Annotated in this window: 18 protein-coding genes; 2 read left to right on the top strand and 16 right to left on the bottom strand. The window is 60.4% G+C overall.

Annotated elements, in window-relative coordinates; genetic code table 11:
• Nucleotides 1-64 precede the first annotated feature (64 nt).
• The 10 genes from ATO10_RS12430 to ATO10_RS12385 all read right to left on the bottom strand — a co-directional run bounded on the left by ATO10_RS12430 (nt 65) and on the right by ATO10_RS12385 (nt 12,594).
• Complete coding sequence (locus ATO10_RS12430) at nt 65-1,561, bottom strand: mannitol dehydrogenase family protein (protein WP_035252025.1); 1,497 nt, start codon at nt 1,559-1,561, stop codon at nt 65-67.
• Nucleotides 1,561-2,334: an L-iditol 2-dehydrogenase gene (locus ATO10_RS12425; protein WP_035252024.1), complete on the bottom strand. Its 774-nt coding sequence runs from the start codon at nt 2,332-2,334 to the stop codon at nt 1,561-1,563. The genes ATO10_RS12430 and ATO10_RS12425 overlap by 1 nt, the downstream gene beginning before the upstream one ends.
• The gene (locus ATO10_RS12420) at nt 2,331-3,335 is read right to left on the bottom strand and encodes an ABC transporter ATP-binding protein (RefSeq protein WP_035252023.1); all 1,005 of its coding nucleotides are present in this window, start codon (nt 3,333-3,335) and stop codon (nt 2,331-2,333) included. The genes ATO10_RS12425 and ATO10_RS12420 overlap by 4 nt, the downstream gene beginning before the upstream one ends.
• Before the next feature lie 11 nt (nt 3,336-3,346).
• Entirely contained in the window at nt 3,347-4,177 is an 831-nt protein-coding gene (locus ATO10_RS12415) for a carbohydrate ABC transporter permease (RefSeq protein WP_035252021.1), read from the bottom strand.
• 12 nt (nt 4,178-4,189) lie between these two features.
• A complete protein-coding gene (locus ATO10_RS12410) occupies nt 4,190-5,056 on the bottom strand; it encodes a carbohydrate ABC transporter permease (protein WP_035252020.1) in 867 nt (288 codons plus the stop codon).
• Nucleotides 5,057-5,171: 115 nt separating this feature from the next.
• Complete coding sequence (locus ATO10_RS12405; protein WP_035252017.1) at nt 5,172-6,473, bottom strand: ABC transporter substrate-binding protein; 1,302 nt, start codon at nt 6,471-6,473, stop codon at nt 5,172-5,174.
• A 112-nt stretch (nt 6,474-6,585) separates the two neighbouring features.
• On the bottom strand, nt 6,586-7,617 hold the full coding sequence (locus ATO10_RS12400; RefSeq protein ID WP_035252015.1) for a LacI family DNA-binding transcriptional regulator: 1,032 nt from the start codon (nt 7,615-7,617) through the stop codon (nt 6,586-6,588).
• A 189-nt stretch (nt 7,618-7,806) separates the two neighbouring features.
• Nucleotides 7,807-9,993: an esterase-like activity of phytase family protein gene (locus tag ATO10_RS12395; RefSeq protein ID WP_035252013.1), complete on the bottom strand. Its 2,187-nt coding sequence runs from the start codon at nt 9,991-9,993 to the stop codon at nt 7,807-7,809.
• 128 nt (nt 9,994-10,121) lie between these two features.
• Entirely contained in the window at nt 10,122-11,585 is a 1,464-nt protein-coding gene (locus ATO10_RS12390; RefSeq protein WP_035252010.1) for an NAD-dependent succinate-semialdehyde dehydrogenase, read from the bottom strand.
• Between the two features lie 28 nt (nt 11,586-11,613).
• A complete protein-coding gene (locus ATO10_RS12385; RefSeq protein WP_035252007.1) occupies nt 11,614-12,594 on the bottom strand; it encodes a P1 family peptidase in 981 nt (326 codons plus the stop codon).
• 154 nt (nt 12,595-12,748) lie between these two features.
• On the opposite strand from ATO10_RS12385, the gene panB reads away from it, so the two are divergent.
• Entirely contained in the window at nt 12,749-13,582 is an 834-nt protein-coding gene (panB, locus tag ATO10_RS12380; RefSeq protein ID WP_035252004.1) for a 3-methyl-2-oxobutanoate hydroxymethyltransferase, read from the top strand.
• The gene (panC, locus tag ATO10_RS12375; protein WP_051598132.1) at nt 13,579-14,424 is read left to right on the top strand and encodes a pantoate--beta-alanine ligase; all 846 of its coding nucleotides are present in this window, start codon (nt 13,579-13,581) and stop codon (nt 14,422-14,424) included. The genes panB and panC overlap by 4 nt, the downstream gene beginning before the upstream one ends.
• On the opposite strand, the gene ATO10_RS12370 is transcribed toward panC, so the two are convergent.
• The 6 genes from ATO10_RS12370 to ATO10_RS12345 form a co-directional block, all read right to left on the bottom strand.
• Complete coding sequence (locus tag ATO10_RS12370; protein WP_035252002.1) at nt 14,425-15,099, bottom strand: DUF1523 family protein; 675 nt, start codon at nt 15,097-15,099, stop codon at nt 14,425-14,427.
• Between the two features lie 7 nt (nt 15,100-15,106).
• Nucleotides 15,107-15,388 (bottom strand): hypothetical protein, encoded by a 282-nt coding sequence (locus tag ATO10_RS12365; protein ID WP_035252000.1) that lies wholly within the window; start codon nt 15,386-15,388, stop codon nt 15,107-15,109.
• Nucleotides 15,389-16,747: a DUF6638 family protein gene (locus ATO10_RS12360; RefSeq protein ID WP_035251998.1), complete on the bottom strand. Its 1,359-nt coding sequence runs from the start codon at nt 16,745-16,747 to the stop codon at nt 15,389-15,391.
• Nucleotides 16,744-17,088, bottom strand: coding sequence for a hypothetical protein (locus tag ATO10_RS12355; RefSeq protein ID WP_035251996.1), 345 nt, complete (start codon nt 17,086-17,088; stop codon nt 16,744-16,746). Before ATO10_RS12355 ends, ATO10_RS12360 begins: the two co-directional genes overlap by 4 nt.
• A gap of 157 nt (nt 17,089-17,245) precedes the next feature.
• Complete coding sequence (locus tag ATO10_RS12350) at nt 17,246-19,180, bottom strand: AAA family ATPase (RefSeq protein WP_035251993.1); 1,935 nt, start codon at nt 19,178-19,180, stop codon at nt 17,246-17,248.
• Nucleotides 19,177-19,404, bottom strand: a complete 228-nt coding sequence (locus ATO10_RS12345) for a hypothetical protein (protein WP_035251990.1) — start codon at nt 19,402-19,404, stop codon at nt 19,177-19,179. The genes ATO10_RS12350 and ATO10_RS12345 overlap by 4 nt, the downstream gene beginning before the upstream one ends.
• Between the last annotated feature and the right edge of the window lie 2 nt (nt 19,405-19,406).

Raw genomic sequence — 19,406 nt, 5'->3', positions numbered from 1 at the left:
ACCGTTCATCCTTGGAAGAATGTTTTAAAGTGTTTAAAGCGCGCCAAGGCCAAGGTTTAAAGGTTTAAACCGCCCTATCCGCCGCATAATCGCGCAATGCTGCGATGGTGCCCTTGTCCCAGATCAGGGTCAGCCAGCGTATGAAGGACCGGGCAAAGCGGGGTTCCTGCAGGAGATCACCATAGAGGTGGGTTTGTTCGAGCCATGCCATCGGACGGTCGCGGGCCGCCAGCGCGGCGGCGTTCAATTGATCCCACTGCGGATCGTTTGGATCAATCGCGCTGCCATCCTCGCGGGTGCCCGCGCACATGCGGGCCCACAGGGCCTCGACCAGACTTAGGCCCTCAACCGGACCGCCCGCTGCCAGCGCGTCGCGCAGGATCGGCAGCACGAAACCGGTATGACGCGAGGCCCCGTCAAAGGCGACGCGCCGGGTGGTATCCAGAATGGCCGGGTTCGAGAACCGATTGGCGATCAGATCGACATAGGCATCGGCGGTCATGCCCGGAACGCCCGGCACATAGGGCGCGATTTCTTCGTGCTGGACACGGTTGAACAGCGCGGCAATTTCAGGATGTGCCATGCAGTCGGCGATGGTGCTGACTGAACATAGTTCACCCGCATTGGCCAAAACCTGATGTCCGGCGTTCAGAATGCGGATTTTCATCGTCTCATAGTCATGCACAGAGTCGGTGAAGATGGCTCCGGCCTGATCCCAGTCGGGACGACCGGCGCAAAAGTCATCTTCGATCACCCACTGGCGATAGTTTTCATGAGTGACGGGCGCGGCATCGTTGACGCCCAAAGAGCGGGCCAGCGCGATCTCGGCAGTGCCGGTGGCCGGGACGATGCAGTCAACCATGGAGTTGGGGAAGCTGCACTGGGCCTCTATCCAATCGGCCAGCGCCGGGTCTTGGTGGCGGGCAAGCGTGACGACGGCCTGTCGGGTGATCTGGCCATTGCCTTGCAGGTTGTCACAGCTTTGGGTGGTGAACGGCCCGTGCCCGGCAGCGCGGCGCAGGGCCAGCGCCGCAGTGATTGCGCCAAAGACCGTGTCCGGCGTTGTCGGGTTGGCGATGTCATGTTGGATATCGGGATGGGTCAGATCCAGCCCGCCCGCCGGGTCGATGAAATAGCCCCCTTCGGTCACCGTCAGAGACACGATCCGAATGCCGGGCTGTGCCATCGCTGAAATCAGGGCAGCGTTGCCCTGCTGAATGGGCAGATAGTCGATCATTGCGCCGGTGACCTCGGCCGCGGCGCTGTTGGGGGACAGTTCGATCAAGGTGGTCAGGCAGTCCTGCGCCAGCAATTTGTCGCGCATCGCGCTGTCATAGGGGCGCACCCCGGCCCCCAGAATGGCCCAGTCAAACGCCTGCCCTGCCTGCATCAGACGGTGCAGGTACCACGCCTGATGGGCGCGGTGGAAATTTCCCAGACCGATATGCACAATTCCCGGTGTCAGCGCGCTGCGATGATAAGACGGGCGCGCGATATCCGCTGGCAATTCAGACAGCGTCGCAAGGGAAAGACCAAGGGGTTGCGGGGCGTTTTTCTGCATCAGCTCATCCACTGTCCACCATCCACGTTGTACGTTTGGGCGACGATATATTTGGCCTCGTCGGTTGCCAGAAACACGGCCATGCCTGTCAGGTCTTCGGCCACCCCCATGCGGCCATAGGGGACGGCTTGGCCGACTTCTTGTTTCTTCTGGCCCGGGGCCTTGTTTTCATATTTGGCAAAGAAGGCATCGACCCCAACCCAGTGATCGCCGTCGACCACACCCGGCGAGATGGCATTCACGTTTATCCCATGCGCGATCAGGTTCAGCCCGGCGGATTGGGTCAGGCTGATCACCGCCGCCTTGGTGGCACAGTAGACCGCGACCAGCGGTTCACCCCGCCGCCCGGCCTGACTGGCAAGGTTGATGATCTTGCCACCCTGCCCGCGCGCGATCATGTGACGGGCGACGGCCTGCATCATGAACAGTGTTCCAGACACGTTTACCTCAAAGACCTTGGCATAGTCTTCGCGCGTGATCTCGGCGATTGGTGCGGCGGTGAAAAGCGCCGCGTTGTTGATCAGAATGTCGATATGGCCAAAGGCCTGCACGGTGGCTTCAACCGCTGCGTCGATGCTGTCCTGATTGGTGACATCCAGCGCCACCGCAAGAGCACCCTCGCCCAGTTCTGCCGCAGTTTGTTGGGCCTGTGCCATGTTGATATCGGCGATGGCAACGCGGGCGCCTTCTTGCAGATAGGCCTGCGCTAAGGCGCGCCCGATGCCGCGCGCGGCACCTGTAACCAACGCTGTTTTGCCGATCAGTCGGGTCATTCGATCCGCAGCCCCTGCGCATCGAACCGGTGGATCACATCGGCCCGCGGCGTCATGAAGACACGATCGCCGTGTTTGAAGCTGACGTTGCCATCGGTGCGCACGGTGATCGAGTCGGCCAGCCCGGTGTCATGCACGTGCAGGAACGTATCAGAGCCCAGATGTTCCGAGACGCTGACCCGGCCGGACCAGTCCCCGCTTTCGGCTGAAACTTCAAGGTGTTCGGGGCGCACGCCGATGGTCTGGGCATTGTATTTCGCTGCCTCTGGGCCTTCGATCAGGTTCATCTTGGGCGAGCCGATGAACCCGGCCACAAAGGTGTTGCAGGGGCTGTTATAGAGTTCAAGCGGAGAGCCAACCTGTTCGATCACCCCGGCGCGCAGCACCACGATTTTATCGGCCATTGTCATGGCTTCGACCTGATCGTGGGTCACGTAGATCATCGTGGTTTCAAGGCGTTCGTGCAGTTCGGAGATCTCCAGCCGCATGCCCACCCGCAGCGCCGCATCCAGGTTCGACAGCGGCTCATCAAACAGGAAGGCCGCCGGTTCACGCACAATGGCGCGGCCGATGGCAACGCGTTGACGTTGCCCGCCTGACAGTTGGCCCGGTTTGCGGTCCAGATAGTCGGTCAGGTTCAGGGCCTTGGCGGCGGCCTCGATGCGCTTGTTCTGCTCGGCCTCGTCGATCCCGGCCATCTTCATCGGAAAGGCGATGTTCTTGCGCACCGACATATGCGGGTAGAGCGCGTAGGACTGGAACACCATGGCCAGACCGCGTTTGGCGGGGGGCACTTGAGTGGCCTCGGTGCCATCAATGCTGATGGTGCCCGAAGTCACGTCCTCCAGCCCGGCGATCAGGCGCAGGAGGGTGGATTTACCGCAGCCCGAGGGGCCGACGAAGACGGCGAACTCGCCATCTTCGATGGTCAGGTTCAGCGGCGGGATGACCTCGACGTTGCCGAAGCTTTTGGTCACGTTTTCAAGTTGGATGCGTCCCATGGGTTCACTCCTTATTTCACAGCGCCGAAGGTCAGGCCGCTGACGAGTTGCTTCTGGCTGAACCAGCCAAGGATGAGTATCGGTGCGATGGCCATGGTCGAGGCCGCCGAAAGTTTCGCGTAGAACAGCCCTTCGGGGCTGGAGTAGCTGGCGATAAAGGCCGTGAGCGGGGCCGCTTTGGCCGCAGTCAGGTTGAGGGTCCAGAAAGCCTCGTTCCAGGCCAGGATCACGTTCAGCAGCAGGGTCGATGCGATGCCCGGGATCGCCATGGGCGTCAGGATGTGGATCACCTCTTCGCGCAGGGTGGCGCCGTCCATCCGCGCGGCTTCCAGAATTTCGCCGGGGATTTCCTTGAAGTAGGTGTAGAGCATCCACACAATGATCGGCAGGTTGATCAGCATCAGGACGATCATCAGGCCGATCTTGGTGTCCAGCAGACCCAGTTTGATGAACAGCAGGTAGATCGGGTACAGAACCCCAACCGCCGGCAGCATCTTGGTGGACAGCATCCACAGCAATATGTCTTTGGTCCGTTTGCTGGGCACAAAGGCCATCGACCATGCGGCGGGCACCGCGATGATGATGCCAAGGATGGTAGACCCGCCCGCAATGATGATCGAGTTCCACAGGAAGCGGCCATAGTTGGAGCGTTCCATCACGACGCCATAGTTTTCCAGCGTCCAGTCAAAGGCCAGGAACACTGGCGGGTCGGCGATGGCCTGCGCTTCGGTTTTGAAGCTGGTCAGGATCGTCCAGAGGATCGGAAAGAAGATCAGCAGACCCACGGCCCAGGCGGCTGTCGTGTTGATGATCTTGCGTTGTTGGGTAACGGCACGTGCCATGATTGTCTCTCCTCACGCGTCCAGGTTCTTGCCGACGATGCGCATCAGGAAGATGGCAACGATATTGGCCAGAATGATTGCATAGACACCCCCGGCAGAGCCGAGCCCGACGTTCTGGCTTTCCAGCACGCGCTGAAAGATCAGATAGCTGAGGGTCTTGGTCCCGAAGGCGCCGCCGGTGGTTACGAAAATCTCGGCGAAGATCGAGAGCAGAAAGATGGTTTGGATCAGGATCACCACGGTGATCGCACGGCTGAGGTGCGGCAGGGTGATATAGCCAAAACGTTTCAGGGCGGGGGCGCCATCCATTTCAGCCGCCTCCAGCTGTTCACTGTCCAGAGACTGGATCGCCGTCAGCAGGATCAGCGTTGCAAAGGGCAGCCATTGCCAGCTGACGATCATCACGATCGAGGGCAGCGACGCCTGACTAAGCCATTCCACCGGGGTGGCGCCAAAGAACTTCCACAGGTGGGCCAGAAGGCCATAGTTGGGGTCCATGAACATATTCTTCCAGACCAGTGCCGAAACGGTGGGCATGACGAAGAAGGGGGCGATGACCAGAATGCGGACCATGCCTTGACCCCACATCGGCTGGTTCAACAGGATCGCCAGCAAGACGCCCAGAACCACGGTGATCGCCAGAACGCCGCCCACAATGATCAGGGTGGTCACGACCGACGGCCAGAAGGCGCTGGAGGTGACGAAGCGGACGTAGTTATCGAACCCGACCCAGCCCAGGTCGCCGCCCCGCAGAGGCAGGTATTTCTTGAATGAGAAAAACAGCGTCATCGTAAGTGGGACAAGCATCCATCCCAGAAGCAGGATCACGGCGGGGGCCATCATCAGGCGGGCCGCAGATCTGGAGTGTTGAGTAGCCATTGGGTAAGTCTCCTCCGTTGACGGCAGGCGTACCTTCTTGAACAACTATGCGCTGTGAGGGGGGATTGGGGCCAGAGGGCGATATGAGGTCGCCCTCTGGAGTGGGAGGGGGCGGTTAGTAACCCGCGGCTTCCATGGCGTCGATGGTCAGAGCCTGCGCTTTTTCAAGCGCTTCTTCGACGGTCTGCTGGCCTGCATAGGCGGCCGAGAACTCTTGGCTGACTTCGGTGGCGATGCCAGCGAATTCAGGGATCGCGGCGAACTGAACACCAACATAGGGCGACGGTTCGACAGTCGAGTTGTTCGGGTCAGCCGACAGGATCGAGTCCAGCGTCATCTGCGCGAAGGGCACGGCCTGATAGTTCGGGTTTTCGTACAGCGAGGTGCGTGCACCCGGCGGAACATTGGCCCAGCCTTCGTTCGCGGCGACCAGCTCGATATAGTCTTTCGAGGTGGCCCATTCGATGAACTGCAGCGCGGCGTCCTGTTTCTGGGTGCCGGCGGGGATCGCCAGAGCCCAAGCCCAGAGCCAGTTCGACCGTTTGCCCAGACCGGTATCGGGGGCCAGTGCGAAGCCAACTTTGTCAGCCACGGTTGAATCGTTGGGGTTGGTCACGAAAGAGGCCGCCACAGTGGCGTCGATCCACATGCCGCATTTGCCTTGCTGGAACAGCGACAGGTTTTCGTTGAACCCGTTGGTCGCGTAGCCAGCCGGGCCGCTTTCATCCATCATCCCCTTATAGAAGTTCAGGGTGTTGGCCCATGCCGCGGTGTCGAACTGGGGTTTCCAGTCCATATCGAACCAGCGCGCGCCGAACGAGTTGGACATGGCGGTGATGAAAGCGCCGCCTTCACCCCAACCGGCCTTGCCGCGCAGGCAGACGCCGTTGATTTCAGCGTCACGGTCGGTCATGGCGGCGGCAGCCTGACGGATGAAGTCCCAGGTCGGGGCGTCGGGCATTTCCAGCCCGGCTTTTTCCATCAGATCGGTGCGATACATGATCATCGAGCTTTCGCCATAGAAGGGCGCCGCATAGAGCGTGCCTTCGTGGCTCAGACCGCCAGCCATGGCGGGCAGGATGTCATCGACGTCATAACCCTCGGACAGGTTGTCCAGTGCGACCAGCCAGCCGTTGGCACCCCAGATCGGGGTTTCATACATGCCGATGGTCATGATGTCGAAAGCACCGCCCTTGGTCGAGATGTCGGTGGTGACGCGCTGACGCAGAACGTTTTCTTCCAGCGTGACCCATTCGACCTCGTGGCCGGTTTTGGTTGTGAAGTCGTCGGTCAGACCCTGCATGCGGATCATGTCGCCGTTGTTCACTGTTGCGATGGTGATGGTGTCGGCAGCGGCGCTGCCTGCGGCGACCAGAGTCAGGGCCGTTGCCGCACGAAGTGCGTTTCTAAGAAACATCCTATTCCTCCCGTTTTAGATGTTGGGAAGATGTTAGCGCCTAAATGACCGCCCGGTCAATTTATTTTTTACACGCGTAAACTTTTGGATATTTGTCGTTATATAACAAACCCTAAGCAGACCCTCGCATCACCAAACGCCCGTTGAAAAGTGTCTCTTCCCGCGAATCGAAGTGTTTGGAACTGTCGATCAGGGCGAACAATGTCTCGGCGCTTTTCTGGGCGATGGCGGCGTAATCCTGCGAAACGGTGGTCAGCGTCGGGCAGGTGTAGCGCGAGAACGGATGGTCATCATGCCCCGCGACGCGCAGCGCACAGCCATCCCCCAGACCCACGCGCAGGCCGGCCTGATAGGCGGCGGACAACAGCCCGATCGCCAAACGGTCATTGCTGCACAGGATGGTATCGGTAGGCAGGTCATGTTCCTGAATGATACGGGTGCCTTCGGAAAAGCCGATCTGTTCAAACTCCCAGCCCTCGCCGTCAGCCTGCAACAAGTGGGGCTTGTGGCCCAGCGCCTCGATCGACTTGATATAGGCCGCGCGGCGTTTGTTGGCATTGGGGTTAACCGGGTTGCGGATTTCAAAAAAGGCGGGCGGGGCGCCGGTGCGGCACAGGTATTCGACGATCAATCCGATGCTTTGATCATTGTCAGAGCCGACAAAGGCCGCGCCCAGATCTTCGATGTTGGCGTCAAACAACACGGTGGGCACATCCGCGCAAAAAGCCGCAAGGCGCTCGGCGTCGGACACCCGGCCCAGGGGCGCCAGCAAAACCCCGGCGGGTTTGATCAGGCGCAGGTTTTCAAGGTTGTCGATTTCTAGATCCGGGTCGCCATGCGAGCCCAGCAAGACCGGACGATACCCGGCGCTAAGCACATGGTTTTCGATGATCCGGGCGATTTCAGCAAAGAACGGGTCAGCAAGATAGGGCACGACCACACCGATGTTCTTGGTCAGCCGCCGGTTCTGGTTCATCGCGTACATGTTGGGGCGATAATCGAACCGGTCCAACGCCGCTTCGATCTTACGGCGGGTCGATTTGCGGACACTGTCAGGATCGTTGAAATACTTGGAAATGGTTGGCCGGGAGATTCCGCTGACGGCGGCGAACTCTTCCATGTTCTTGATCTTTGGCTCGTCCATGACTGGTGTCTTTCCGGCGCACCAAGGGCCCGAAGGCCCGACGCGCAAATTGCATTTCCTTAAGAAACATTACTTTACGCGCGGCAACTTTGCCAGTGCGCGGTAAAATTAACCATTTCCGGGGCCGCGCAACAAAAAAGGGAGGGGTGGCCCCCTCCCTTTCAGCAGTTTTTTGAAATCGCGCTCCGATCAGGACGGATCAGCCTGACCGTTGACACCGATCGAGAAGAACAGGGTCTCGCCCGAGTGATCATCGACACCATCGTTGTCGGTTGAGATGAACATCTCGCCATCGGGCATGATGGCCAGACCTTCGACCTTGTCCTGCACATAGCCGTTCAGCGACAGCAGATCGGGGATCAGGTCACGGACCAGTTCTTTGGAAACCACCGGCAGATCGCCACCCAGTGCTGCGGGCACCATTTCGGCGGCGGGGATACGGTAGACCTTTTTGGTTACAGCATCGGCACCGATCTGGTTGTCACGCTCTATGACGTAAACCCAATCGCCGTGGGCAACGATTTCCGACAGGCCAACCCAGCCCCTGGCAGGCTCGGCTTTGGGGTACAGCACGGCGCCCCATTCCTTGGTGTCGGTGTTATAGGCAACCAGTTTCACGTGGTTCGCCGGATCGTCTTTCCATTCACGCTGAGTGGCCATCCACAGGGTGTCGCCCACCTTGGTGATGCCCTCAAACCCAAAGCGTTTTTCAACAGCCATCAGTTCCGCAGGCAGGCCGAATTCCTGCTTGTGGCTTTTGATCAGGCCCTTGCTGTTCACGTGGTACAGCGCGTGCGGGATGGCGCGGTCGGTGCGGCCCTCGGACGCCAGCCAGAAGCCGCCTTTGCCGTCCAGCGTGATGCCTTCGAGGTCCAGTTTCTGGGCCGGGGCGCCGTTGGCACGGTGCACGCGGATCACATCAACGATGCGGGCCGGGGTGGTCGAGGGGTCGATCTTGAAGATCGAGGGCTGGAAGCCATAGAAGCTGTCGTTGACCGCATAGATCATGCCGTCTTCGTCAGCAACCATGCCGGAAATCGCACCCCAACCGATCAGCTCATCGGCGCCAGCCGAGGTTAGCTGCGGATAGGCCGCCGGGGCGTCTTGGTATTCGAAGATCATGACGTGGCTGCGCACGCCGCCGTCCTCAATGAGGTCTTTTTCATTGGCCGAAATCAGCAGGTTGCGCGACGGGATCGCGACGTAACCTTCTGGGCCAACACCCGAGGGCAGCAGTTGTTTCAGCACCGGGTTGGCCAGATCAGTGGCGTCGTAAACACCGACGACCGAGGCACGTTCGGCACCCACAAAGATCATCTGGGTGTCGCCGAAAGTGGCGGCTTCGATCGATTCAGGCTCCACCCCTTTGGAGTCGGAGCGTTTGTCGGGGTAGTGGCCGATTTCAATCACGGCTTTTTCGAACGAGGTGCCGGATTCGTACACCACGGTGCCGTCTTTGTTGAAGATGGTCCAGCCGCGCGAGCCACCCTGATAGTCACCTTCGTTGGCGGTGGCGAAGTGGTTGTCGTCAATCCATTTCACCGCGTCAGGCTCGCGCAGGCGGCCTTCTTGGGTTTCGGTGAAGATCAGCGCGCCGCGCTCATCGGTGGCGTCGATGCCTTCAAGATCAACAGCACCCGCCGAGAAGTGGTTCACGATGGAACCGTCAGCGGCCACTACAACCATGTGGTTGTTTTCTTGAAGGGTGATGACAGTTTCGCCCAGGGCGTTGACGTCAACGAATTCTGGCTCGGGGTCGGTGGGGGCGATGTCGGCCAGACCGGTGACATCGGCGATTTTCATCGCGGCGCAATCCAGCGCGCCGTCGTTCAGCGCGATCATGTCCAGCGTGCCGGCGGGCAGCTGCGGGATTATGCCGTCGTTCAGGTCTTCGTCGCGCTCGTTTTCGATGGCGACAACGACGAACGAACCATCCTTGGCGGCGGCGATGCTGTCAGGCTGACCGGACAGCGCGCAGGAGCCGGTTTCGGCTTTGGTGGTCAGGTCGAACGACTTGAGGAAGCCCGACGGGGCCACATAGCTTTCCGAGGTGTTCACGCCGACGTAGGCGGTGGTGCCGATGATCGCCACGCTGGTGGGCTCGCCATCCAGCATGATGTTGCCAGCGGGCCTGGGGTTGGCGGGATCGGTGATGTCGATCAGGCCCAGCGCCTCGAGCGGGCTATCGGTGTAGGCCAGCATCATGCCATCAGCGGTGGCGGCGATGATTTCAGCCGAGCTTTCGCGCGATGTGTCTTCGCCTTCGGCCATGTTCAGCGGCGTGGCGAAAGAGGCGATGCGGTTAAAGTTCATCTCGGCGCTGGCGGTCCCGGCAGTCAGGGCCAGCACAGAGGTTAAAGCGATCTTGCGGATCATCAGAAGTCTCCTGCGGTTATATGCGCAGGGAGTGGCCCAATCCGGTAACCCTTTTGCGACAGTTTTGATTCAGAAATTCGAAACTGTCGCCTTTGTTAAGATTTAATGCCCTTAGGTCACCGCGCCGATCACACTGACAGGCAGATATACTTCAATTCCATGAAATCTTCGATCCCGTGGCGCGAGCCTTCGCGGCCAAGCCCGGACTGTTTGACGCCGCCAAACGGGGCGACTTCGGTCGAGATGATCCCGGTGTTTACCCCCACGATTCCGTATTCCAGCGCCTCGGCGACCTTGTAAACGCGGCTAAGATCCTTGGCATAGAAATACGAGGCCAGACCAAAGATCGTGTTATTGGCCAGCGCGATGACCTCTTCCTCGTCCTTGAAGCGGAATAACGGTGCGAGCGGGCCGAAGGTTTCATCGGTGGAAAAGGCCATGTCGCGCGTTGCGCCGGTGACGATGGTGGGTTCAAAGAAGGTGCCTTCATTGCCCATGCGCGCGCCCCCCAGTGTGATCTGCCCGCCCTTGGCCGTGGCATCGGCGATGTGGGCTTCGACCTTGGCGACGGCTTTGTCGGAAATCAGCGGGCCCAGATCGGTGCCCTCCTCCATGCCGTTGCCCACGGTCATCTTGGCAACCGCCGCCGCCAGCTTTTCGGCAAAGGCGTCATAGACGCCGTCCTGCACATAAATCCGGTTGGCGCAGACGCAGGTTTGGCCGTTGTTGCGGAACTTGCACATGATCGCGCCTTCGACGGCGGCGTCCAGATCGGCGTCGTCAAACACGATGAACGGCGCATTGCCGCCCAGCTCCATCGAGCATTTCATCACCTGCGGCGCGGCTTGGGCCAACAGAATCCGGCCCACTTGGGTTGATCCGGTGAAGGTCAGTTTGCGCACGGTGGGGTTTTCGCAGAACTCTTTACCGATGCCTGCGGCGTCATTGGACGGGATCACAGAAAGCAGCCCCTTGGGCAGGCCCGCGCGGTCGGCCAGCACCGCCATTGCCAGCGCCGAGAGCGGTGTTTCCGAAGCCGGGCGCGCGACAAAGCCACAGCCAGCGGCCAGCGCCGGCGCGGCCTTGCGGGCGATCATCGCGTTCGGGAAGTTCCACGGGGTGATCGAGCCAACCACGCCGATGGGCTGTTTTTGCACCATGATCCTTTTGTCGGGCGCGTGGCCGGGGATGGTTTCACCATAGACGCGTTTGCCCTCTTCGGCGAACCACTCAATAAACGAGGCACCATAGGCGATTTCGCCGCGCGCTTCGGTCAGGGGTTTGCCCATCTCGGCGGTCAGGATGATCGCCAGATCCTCTTGGTTGGCCATCATCAGATCGAACCAACGGCGCAGGAGCTGCGCGCGGTCTTTGGCGGTGCGCGCGGCCCAGTCTTTTTGCGCGATGCGGGCGGCCTCAATCGCGCGGGCGGTTTCGGCCCGTCCCATATCGGGCACGGTTTCAAGCACTTCGCCCGTGGCCGGATTAGTAACATCAAAGCGGGCGCCGGTGTCGGCCTCGACCCAGTCGCCCGCCAGATAGGCCTGCGTGGCCAGCAGTGACGGATCGGACAGCATCTTGGACAGGATCATGGCGGGCCTCCTTGTTATAACAGCTGTATCAAACCCCGAAACGCGTTCGCCAGCAAGGCATGGCGTCATTTGGGGCGGGGGTGGCGTGGTAAACTCCGCGTGCAATCGCGCGGGCCAGACAGGTGGCGGCGAAATGGCCCAGCATCAGCAGATCAGGCTCTTGCGGGGCTGTGGCGGTCGCGGCCGCAAAGATCAAATCGCCATCCATCGGGGTGTGCGATGGCAGCAGCGCGCGGGCCATGCCGTCATGGGCGGCGGTGGCAAGGCGGGTGCATTGGGCTTGCGTCAGGGCGGCATCGGTGGCGACGATGGCGATGGTGGTGTTTTGCGGCGCATGGCCTTTAAGGGCGGGCGGTTTGGTCGGGTCAAACGCACCCTGCCCCAGCCCGCCGAACTCAGCCCCCATTTCAAACGGGGCGGCCCAGAACTGCGGCCCCGCGCCCATGATGGTATCCCCCAGCGCATTCACGGCAACCAATGCGCCCACCGTATGGCCCGAAGGCAAAACGCAAGAGGCCGATCCCAACCCGCCCTTGAGCGTCGCGGTCAAAGCGCCGGTGCCCGCGCCGGTACTGCCCAGTGCAAAGTCCGTTGCCGCATTGGCCAGCGCTTGCGCGCCAAGGGGTTTATAAGGGTTTTCGGCCCAGTCTTTATTGCCGCCATTGATCAGGTCAAACAGGATCGCGCCGGGCACAATGGGCACGCGCACATCGCCCACGGCAAATCCGCGCCCCTGCGCGGCCAGAGCATCCGCCACGCCCGACGGTGCGTCCAGACCAAAGGCCGAGCCGCCCGACAAGACCAACGCGTCGACCTGTTGCACGGTTTTGTCGGGCGCCAGAAGATCACTTTCGCGGGTGCCCGGCGCGCCGCCCATCACATGTATCCCGGCGGTGAAGGGCACCTCTCCAACCAGAACCGTTGCGCCGGTTTTCACCGTATCGTCCTGCGCGTTACCCACGCGCAATCCAGTGACATCCGTGATCAGGTTGCGTTCGCCCGGCTGCATGGTCTGGCCCCTTATGCGTTGCCTTTTCCCTATCTGTAACGGCTGTGAGGCCACGGCGAAACCGCCGACGGTCGCGCTAACAGAGGAAATGCTGGTTTTTCTGCACCCGCGAAATTATAAACCGCCCGAACTATCATCGGTTTAGGAGCCGCCCATGAGTGCGACAGCGCAAATTCGGGTCCCCACCCCGCAAGACATTCTGGCCCGCAAAGGCGGCGACCCGATTGTCAGTCTGACAGCCTATACCCACCCCATCGCCGAGATGGTTGACGAGGCTTGTGACTTTGTTTTGGTGGGCGATTCAGTGGGCATGGTGATCCACGGCTTGCCGTCGACCCTGGGCGTGACCATGGACATGATGGTGATGCATGGCCAAGCCGTGGCGCGCGCCCTGAAGCATTCGATGCTGGTGATCGACATGCCCTTTGGCAGCTATGAAGAAGGCCCCGAACAGGCTTTTCGCAATGCCGCCCGTCTGATGCGAGAGACCGGCTGCGCCGCCGTCAAACTGGAAGGCGGCGTTGAGATGGCTGAAACCATCCGCTTCCTGACCTCGCGCTCGATCCCGGTGATGGCCCATGTCGGACTGACCCCGCAAGCGATCAACACGCTGGGCGGTTATGCTGTGCAGGGACGCGGCGAAGATGGCGATCGCGTGATGGCGGATGCCAAGGCTGTCTCGGACGCCGGGGCCTTTGCCGTTGTGTTGGAAAAAGTTCCCGCCAATCTGGCCGATGGCATCACTGCCGCCATCCCGATCCCGACGATTGGCATTGGGGCCTCGGCCGGGTGTGACGGGCAAATTCTGGTGGTCGATGACATGCTGGGCCTGTTCACCAAGTTCAAACCGAAATTCGTGAAACGCTATGGCACGCTGTTCGACGATGGCAAAGCCGCCGTGGAACAATATGCCAAGGAAGTGCGCGCGCGCAGCTTCCCCGCCCCGGAACACATTTTCGCCGATCAGGCGCCGGAGAAAAAGAAATGAGAATTCTGCGCCGTCTGGACGAGCTTTACCTGGGCACAGGGCCTTGGCACACAGGCCGCAAGACCATCGGTGTTGTCCCCACCATGGGCGCTTTGCACGAAGGCCATCTGAGCCTTGTGCGCGCCGCGCAGGCCGAGTGCGATCTGGTGATCGTCACGATCTTTGTGAACCCCACGCAGTTCAATGACGAAGGCGATCTGGAAACCTATCCGCGCACCGAAGAACAGGATCTGGCGATGCTGGGCGAATTGAAGGTGGACGCTGTCTATTTCCCCAAGGTCGAAGAAATGTACCCCAACGGCTATGCCACCACCGTTAGCGTGGCCGGCGTGTCCGAGGGCCTGTGTGGCGCTGGGCGTCCGGGGCATTTTGATGGCGTGTCGACCGTGGTCAGCAAGTTGCTGATCCAGACCCGCGCGCATCGTGCTTATTTCGGCGAGAAAGACTATCAACAATTGCAGGTGGTCAAACGTGTCGCCGCCGATCTGGACCTTCAGGTTGAAATCGTCGGCTGCCAGACCAACCGCGATGAAGATGGGTTGGCGCGCTCTTCGCGCAATATGCATCTGACCGCCGAGACCCGCGCCAAAGCGCCCGGTCTGTACGCCGCAATGCAGGCCGCCGCCGCTGAAATTCAGGCGGGCAAACCCGTGGACAAAAGCCTTGCCAAAGCCAGCAAGGCGATCACCAAAGCGGGCTATGACAAGGTCGAATATCTGGAGCTGCGCGCTGCCGATGGGCTTGCCCCGCTTGAGGCCTTGGACACGCCGGCACGGTTGCTGGCCGCAGCATGGTTGGATGGCATCCGTTTGATCGACAATATCGCGGTCGACCCGGTCTGATCACTTGCGTGGCGTGCCCTTCCAGGTGTTCAGCCACGCGCGAAATCCGGTCGCTTTGGCCTTAGCCGCATCGCGCGCCTGATCGGCGCGTTCATCAACGGCATCCCATGCCTCGCCTGCGTCTTCCAGCAGCGGATCAATCGCGCGCTGACGGAATTGCGCCCAAAGCCGATATAGAAACAACAGCACAAGACCGATCAACGTCAGGATCACGATGTTCATCCACGGGAACAGGCTGACATCGGGGCTGTCGACCTGACGCACGCCAACGGCGTTTGGGTAGATCGACAGGAATTCATTGCGCCAGCCGTAATGCTTGATCACCACCCACTTGGGCGCCTCGGCGCTGGATTTCAGATCAGCGGCCTCGGTTTGCAGGTTCGAGGTATCAAGCTTGAAATACGGCGGCCAGCCCCAGCCGGTATCTTCGTTGCGATAGACCATTGGTTTGCCGTTGGTCTGGATCGTCTGGATGAAAAAGATATCGCGGTTCACGGTGCCGGTGGCATTGCCGGTGTCTGGCGACGACCAGAAGATCGAGTTTTCACCAAAGTCGATCCGCTTTTCATAGGTATCGGAAATGCGCACCACGTCGCGTTGCGGCAGGGTGTAGTGAAAGAAAGCAATCGCCAGCAAAGCGATCAGGGCAATCAGGGTGCCTTTGACGTAACGCATTGGTGCCTCACATGAAATTCGTCACATAAATCAGTATGATCACCACCACGACGGGCACGACGAACACACCAAGGATCAACTTGCGGCGCAGGGAATTTTCATAGTCCTGCATGCCGTCTTCGATATAGGCATCGCGCGCGGCGGCGTCGAGGGTGCCTTGGGCGATCTGTTCTGCCGCCTCATTCTCAAGCTTTTCGCGCCGGACCGACCGCGAATACAGCGATATCAGGAAATACAGGATCGTCAGGGCCACCAGCCCGAAAACGCCCAGTCGGATCGCACCCAACATCTATCGCCCCTTTCTTACCGCGCCCCACGGCCCAACCAGATCGACGATGCGGTCTGGCACCACGTTGGGCTTGGGCGGCGGGGTTGTCATATCTGGCTCGGGGCCGAACAACGCAGCCCGCGCCCCGACTTTATCTACCAGATATTCGCGCTCCAGAAAATTGGCGACGAAGGTTTTCTTGTCATCGCTCCACCCCGCATACAGGCGGTAAAACAGCTGTTTGTGGCAGATGAACAGCTGGCGCACATCCAGCGGGGCAAGCTCGGCCAGCAATTGGTTGACCAGATCACGGTCAGGGCCGGATTTGGCGCGCAGGGTATAGAAATAGGATGGGTGTTCGGAGGTGATACGGGGCCACTGCCCGCCACCCTCGACCCAGCGCAAGAGGTCCGCCAGCCCCTGAAACGCATCGGGCAACGCGGCGCCCAGCTTATAGGCCAGCTTACGCAGATCATGGCGGGTGGCCTCGCCCATGTCATGGCCCAGCGTGGCCGCGGCATCGACCAAAATGAAATCCATTTTCTGGCGCAGGATTGCCGCGGCATCGACGTTGCGGGCTTTGACGATGGGTTCGATCAGGTCATTCGTTGTCAGGAAATGGGCGATCGCGTTGCGTTCATCGGGACCATAGACGTTGGGCACGGGCAAATCGCCCAGTTGATCGTCCCCTGCCATAGCAATCACGCCGGGGGTTTCGAGCGTCGGGAACAGATAAAGCCCGCCAAAATGCGAGGTCCAGAAATTGACCTCTCCCATCTCGGTGGGTTTCAGCTGCACCGGGTTGCGGGTGACGTCACCGGTTTCTTTGGCGAGGGTGATCATCTCGGCGATCAGAACGTCGTCAAACCACGCGTCTTCCTTGGTGCGGAATTGGGTGATCTTGTCGGCCAGCTTGTCGGCGTTGGCGACGTGGCTGCGCGTCGTGTCGGCCTCGACCGTGATCTTGCGGATGTCGAACAGGCGCTTGGGTGAACTGAGTTCAAAGACCGAATTCGCCAGCTCGCCCGCGACGGCATCTTGCGCGGTGAGAGCGAAAAGCTGGGGTTCGTTTTCCTCAATAAACCGGCGCAAGAGCCCGCGCGAGGTGGAGAATTTCGCCCCCAGCAAGGGCGCGGTTTTCTGTTCGGTCGTCAGCAAGATGAACTGCCGGTTCACCCCGTTGGGGTTCAGGTAGAGATGATCGCCCAGCTCATCACCGACCTCGGGCGAGTAGCCTGCAATGTCGATGTGGAAATCCTGCAACGCGGTTTCGCGGCCCGTCAGATGCTTAAGGGCGCGGTTGTAGCGGGCAATCAAAGCGGGGCTGGAAACCTCGATCAGATTGCCGAACATCAGACCTTTTTCGATGAGGCGTTTCATAGCGTTTCTCCATCAGTCCGCCCCCAGAGGCGGTGCGCCAGAAGCCCGGCAAAGGCGAAGAATGCAACGCCTTTCGCAAACAGGAACACGACAGCCGAGTATTCGTCACTAAAGAATGCAGCGAAGACTTGGTCAAAGGCGTAACCTTCTACAGCAACAAAGAAATACGTTCCAATCGCAATCAGTATCAGCATCGTCCGACCAGTAAGATATACAAAAAGGATCAGGTAGCTCGTCAAAGGTTTGCGCACAGTATCCCAACGGTCCCAAGGCACGAAGACCAAAGGCCCCAGCAACATAACCACCACCATCAGAAATGCGTAGGCTGAATCCCAAGCCATCAGGCTCTCCCAACGCAGGACAGCGCCCGAGCCTGGGGGCGCGTGAAGCGCCCTCCCGTGGGGAGGGTCCTTCTCGGCGATTGTTCCAATCGCCTGTCAGCAACGGGGCGCTGTCCGGGCCGTTGGCCCGGACGGAAGAGGCTTAGGAGGTTGTGCACTAGCCTTTCCCCTCCAGATACCGCCGTTTGGCTTCCTCGGTCAGGCCGTAGTCGCGGACCATGCGGGCGATGGCGGCTTCGTCGGATTTGTCGGCATAGCGGAACTCGGAATCGGCGTAGCGGTTGATCTCTTGGATGACCATTTCGACGGTGATCGGCTGGGTCATGTCGCGGATCATCGCCAGTTTTTCATCGTAGGGTTTGAACAGGAACAGGTCGGGTTGTTCCATCCATTCATCGGGCAGCTCAAAATCCATCGCGCGGACTTTGACGGCGTCGGTGATGTTCTTGATGGCGCGGCCGGTGAAGCGCGGGTCGGCCTGTTGGATCGCTTTCAGGTAGGTACCCAGCTTGGCGATGGTATCGAGCGGGCCGATGTCGGCGGCGGTTTGTTCCCAGACCTTCAGCAACCCGTCTTCCTGCGGTTTTCCGTGGGCCTCGAACGACGCGGCGACCGCGCGTTTGATCTGTTGCGCGGCGTAAAGTTCATGCTCGCCCAGCGGGATGTCGTGGTTCTTGCCCATCAACAGCGCGAGGATGTCGATATAGTCGTCCTGCGTCTGCGGCCCGTCGACCAGAAAGCGCGCCCCGGCGCGTTGGCGCAGGGCGTCATCGACGTTTTCGGGGTAGTTCGAGAACATGCCAAAGGTACAGTTGCCGCGCACCACGGTGCCGGCACCCGCGAAGGCCTCCATAAACACCGCCGTGACCTCTTGCTGGCCGGCCGAGGACTGTTTGTCACCGCGCTTGCCGGCGATTTGGTCGATGTCGTCGATGGTGCCAAAGCCGATTACATTGGGATCAAGAACGTTGTTCACAAACGCCTTGGCATTCTGGCCGGACTTGCCCTGATAGCTGTCGATCTGGTCGATCGAGAAGTTCTGATAGCGGAACGGATAGCCCGCGTTTTGGCAGTATTCATTGATCAGCCCGGCCATCATCTGGATCAGAGTGGTCTTACCGGTGCCCGGCGCGCCGTCGCCCATGAAGGTAAAGATGAACCCGCCCATTTCGGCGAAGGGGTTGATTTTGCGGTCAAAATCATAGGCCATCAGCATCTTGGCCAGCTTCATTGCCTGATATTTGGCGATGTGGTTGCCGACGACCTGATGGGGTTTCTTGAAGCTCATGGTCAGGGTGGTGCCCTTGCCGCGCCGCGCCGGGGTGAAGCCCTGAATGGTCAGGTCGTCGGCCTCAACGCGGTAAGAAGCGCCGGTAAACGGTGCCAACCGCGGGGCGGTTTGGCCGCGCAGGGCGAGCTTCTCCATCAGCTGTTCGGCAAAGGCGGCGACGGTGGCGACCATGCGGGGCTCGTCGGTGGCGAAGGCGGCCAGATCCTGATCCAGCTCCCACAGGGCGCCGTGCAGGGCAAGCTGGGCGTTGTCGGTCAGGATCTCTTCGACCCCGCCGATTTCGACGGTGGTTTCCGACAGGTGTGGGGCGATCAGGAAGGCGGTGGCGTTGGCGAAGCTGGCAAGGGTCACCAGCGCCTCGGCGGCCAGAAGTTCCGAGAATTCGGTGCTGCGGGTGGTGGGCAAGTTGCCTGCCAGGTTGGCTTTTTTCAGCTCGGACAGGCCGGTTTGTTCCGAGAACCCCTCGCCCATCGCAAGGCCAATCGCCAACGCGCGGCGCAGCACGTGCAGGGTGGTTGCCTGCAGCGGTGAGACCAGCGGGTCATCGCCATCAGCGCCCTCTATGCGTTCGATCAGGCGCACGCCTTCGGGCCGCGCGGTGGAGCGCGTCACCAGCCCCGGCGTGGTCGACCGGAACCGCCGGGTGCGGGTGATCCCGGGCGAGCGTTCCACGGCGGCGGGCTCTTTGCCCTTGGCGATGCGCGGCGTGTGATCCAGCCCCTCCAGCATCGCGGCGGCGGCGTCATAGTGTTTGTTAATCTCGCCCTCGGGCAGTTCCATCGCGTCGGTTGGGAGGCTCATTTGGATTCTCCGCTTGGATAAAATACGTAGTACATCAGCGCTTCCTCAACGGCTTCAAATCCGTTCAGTTGGGCCGTTTCTTCAACATCTACCCAACAAAGGCAGCAATCTTCAGGCAGGTCGAAATCGCTTTCAGGGTTAAGAACCAAACCCTTCGGCATCAGGGCAGTCAGCCCCTTCATGCCGTCTACAACCTCGTTGCCGATTTCAATTTCAACACACACTC

The sequence above is a fragment of the Actibacterium atlanticum genome, assembly GCF_000671395.1.
GTDB lineage: Bacteria > Pseudomonadota > Alphaproteobacteria > Rhodobacterales > Rhodobacteraceae > Actibacterium_D > Actibacterium_D atlanticum.
The sequence above is the reverse complement of the archived record's forward strand: the minus strand, read 5'-3'. Positions and strand labels throughout refer to the sequence as shown.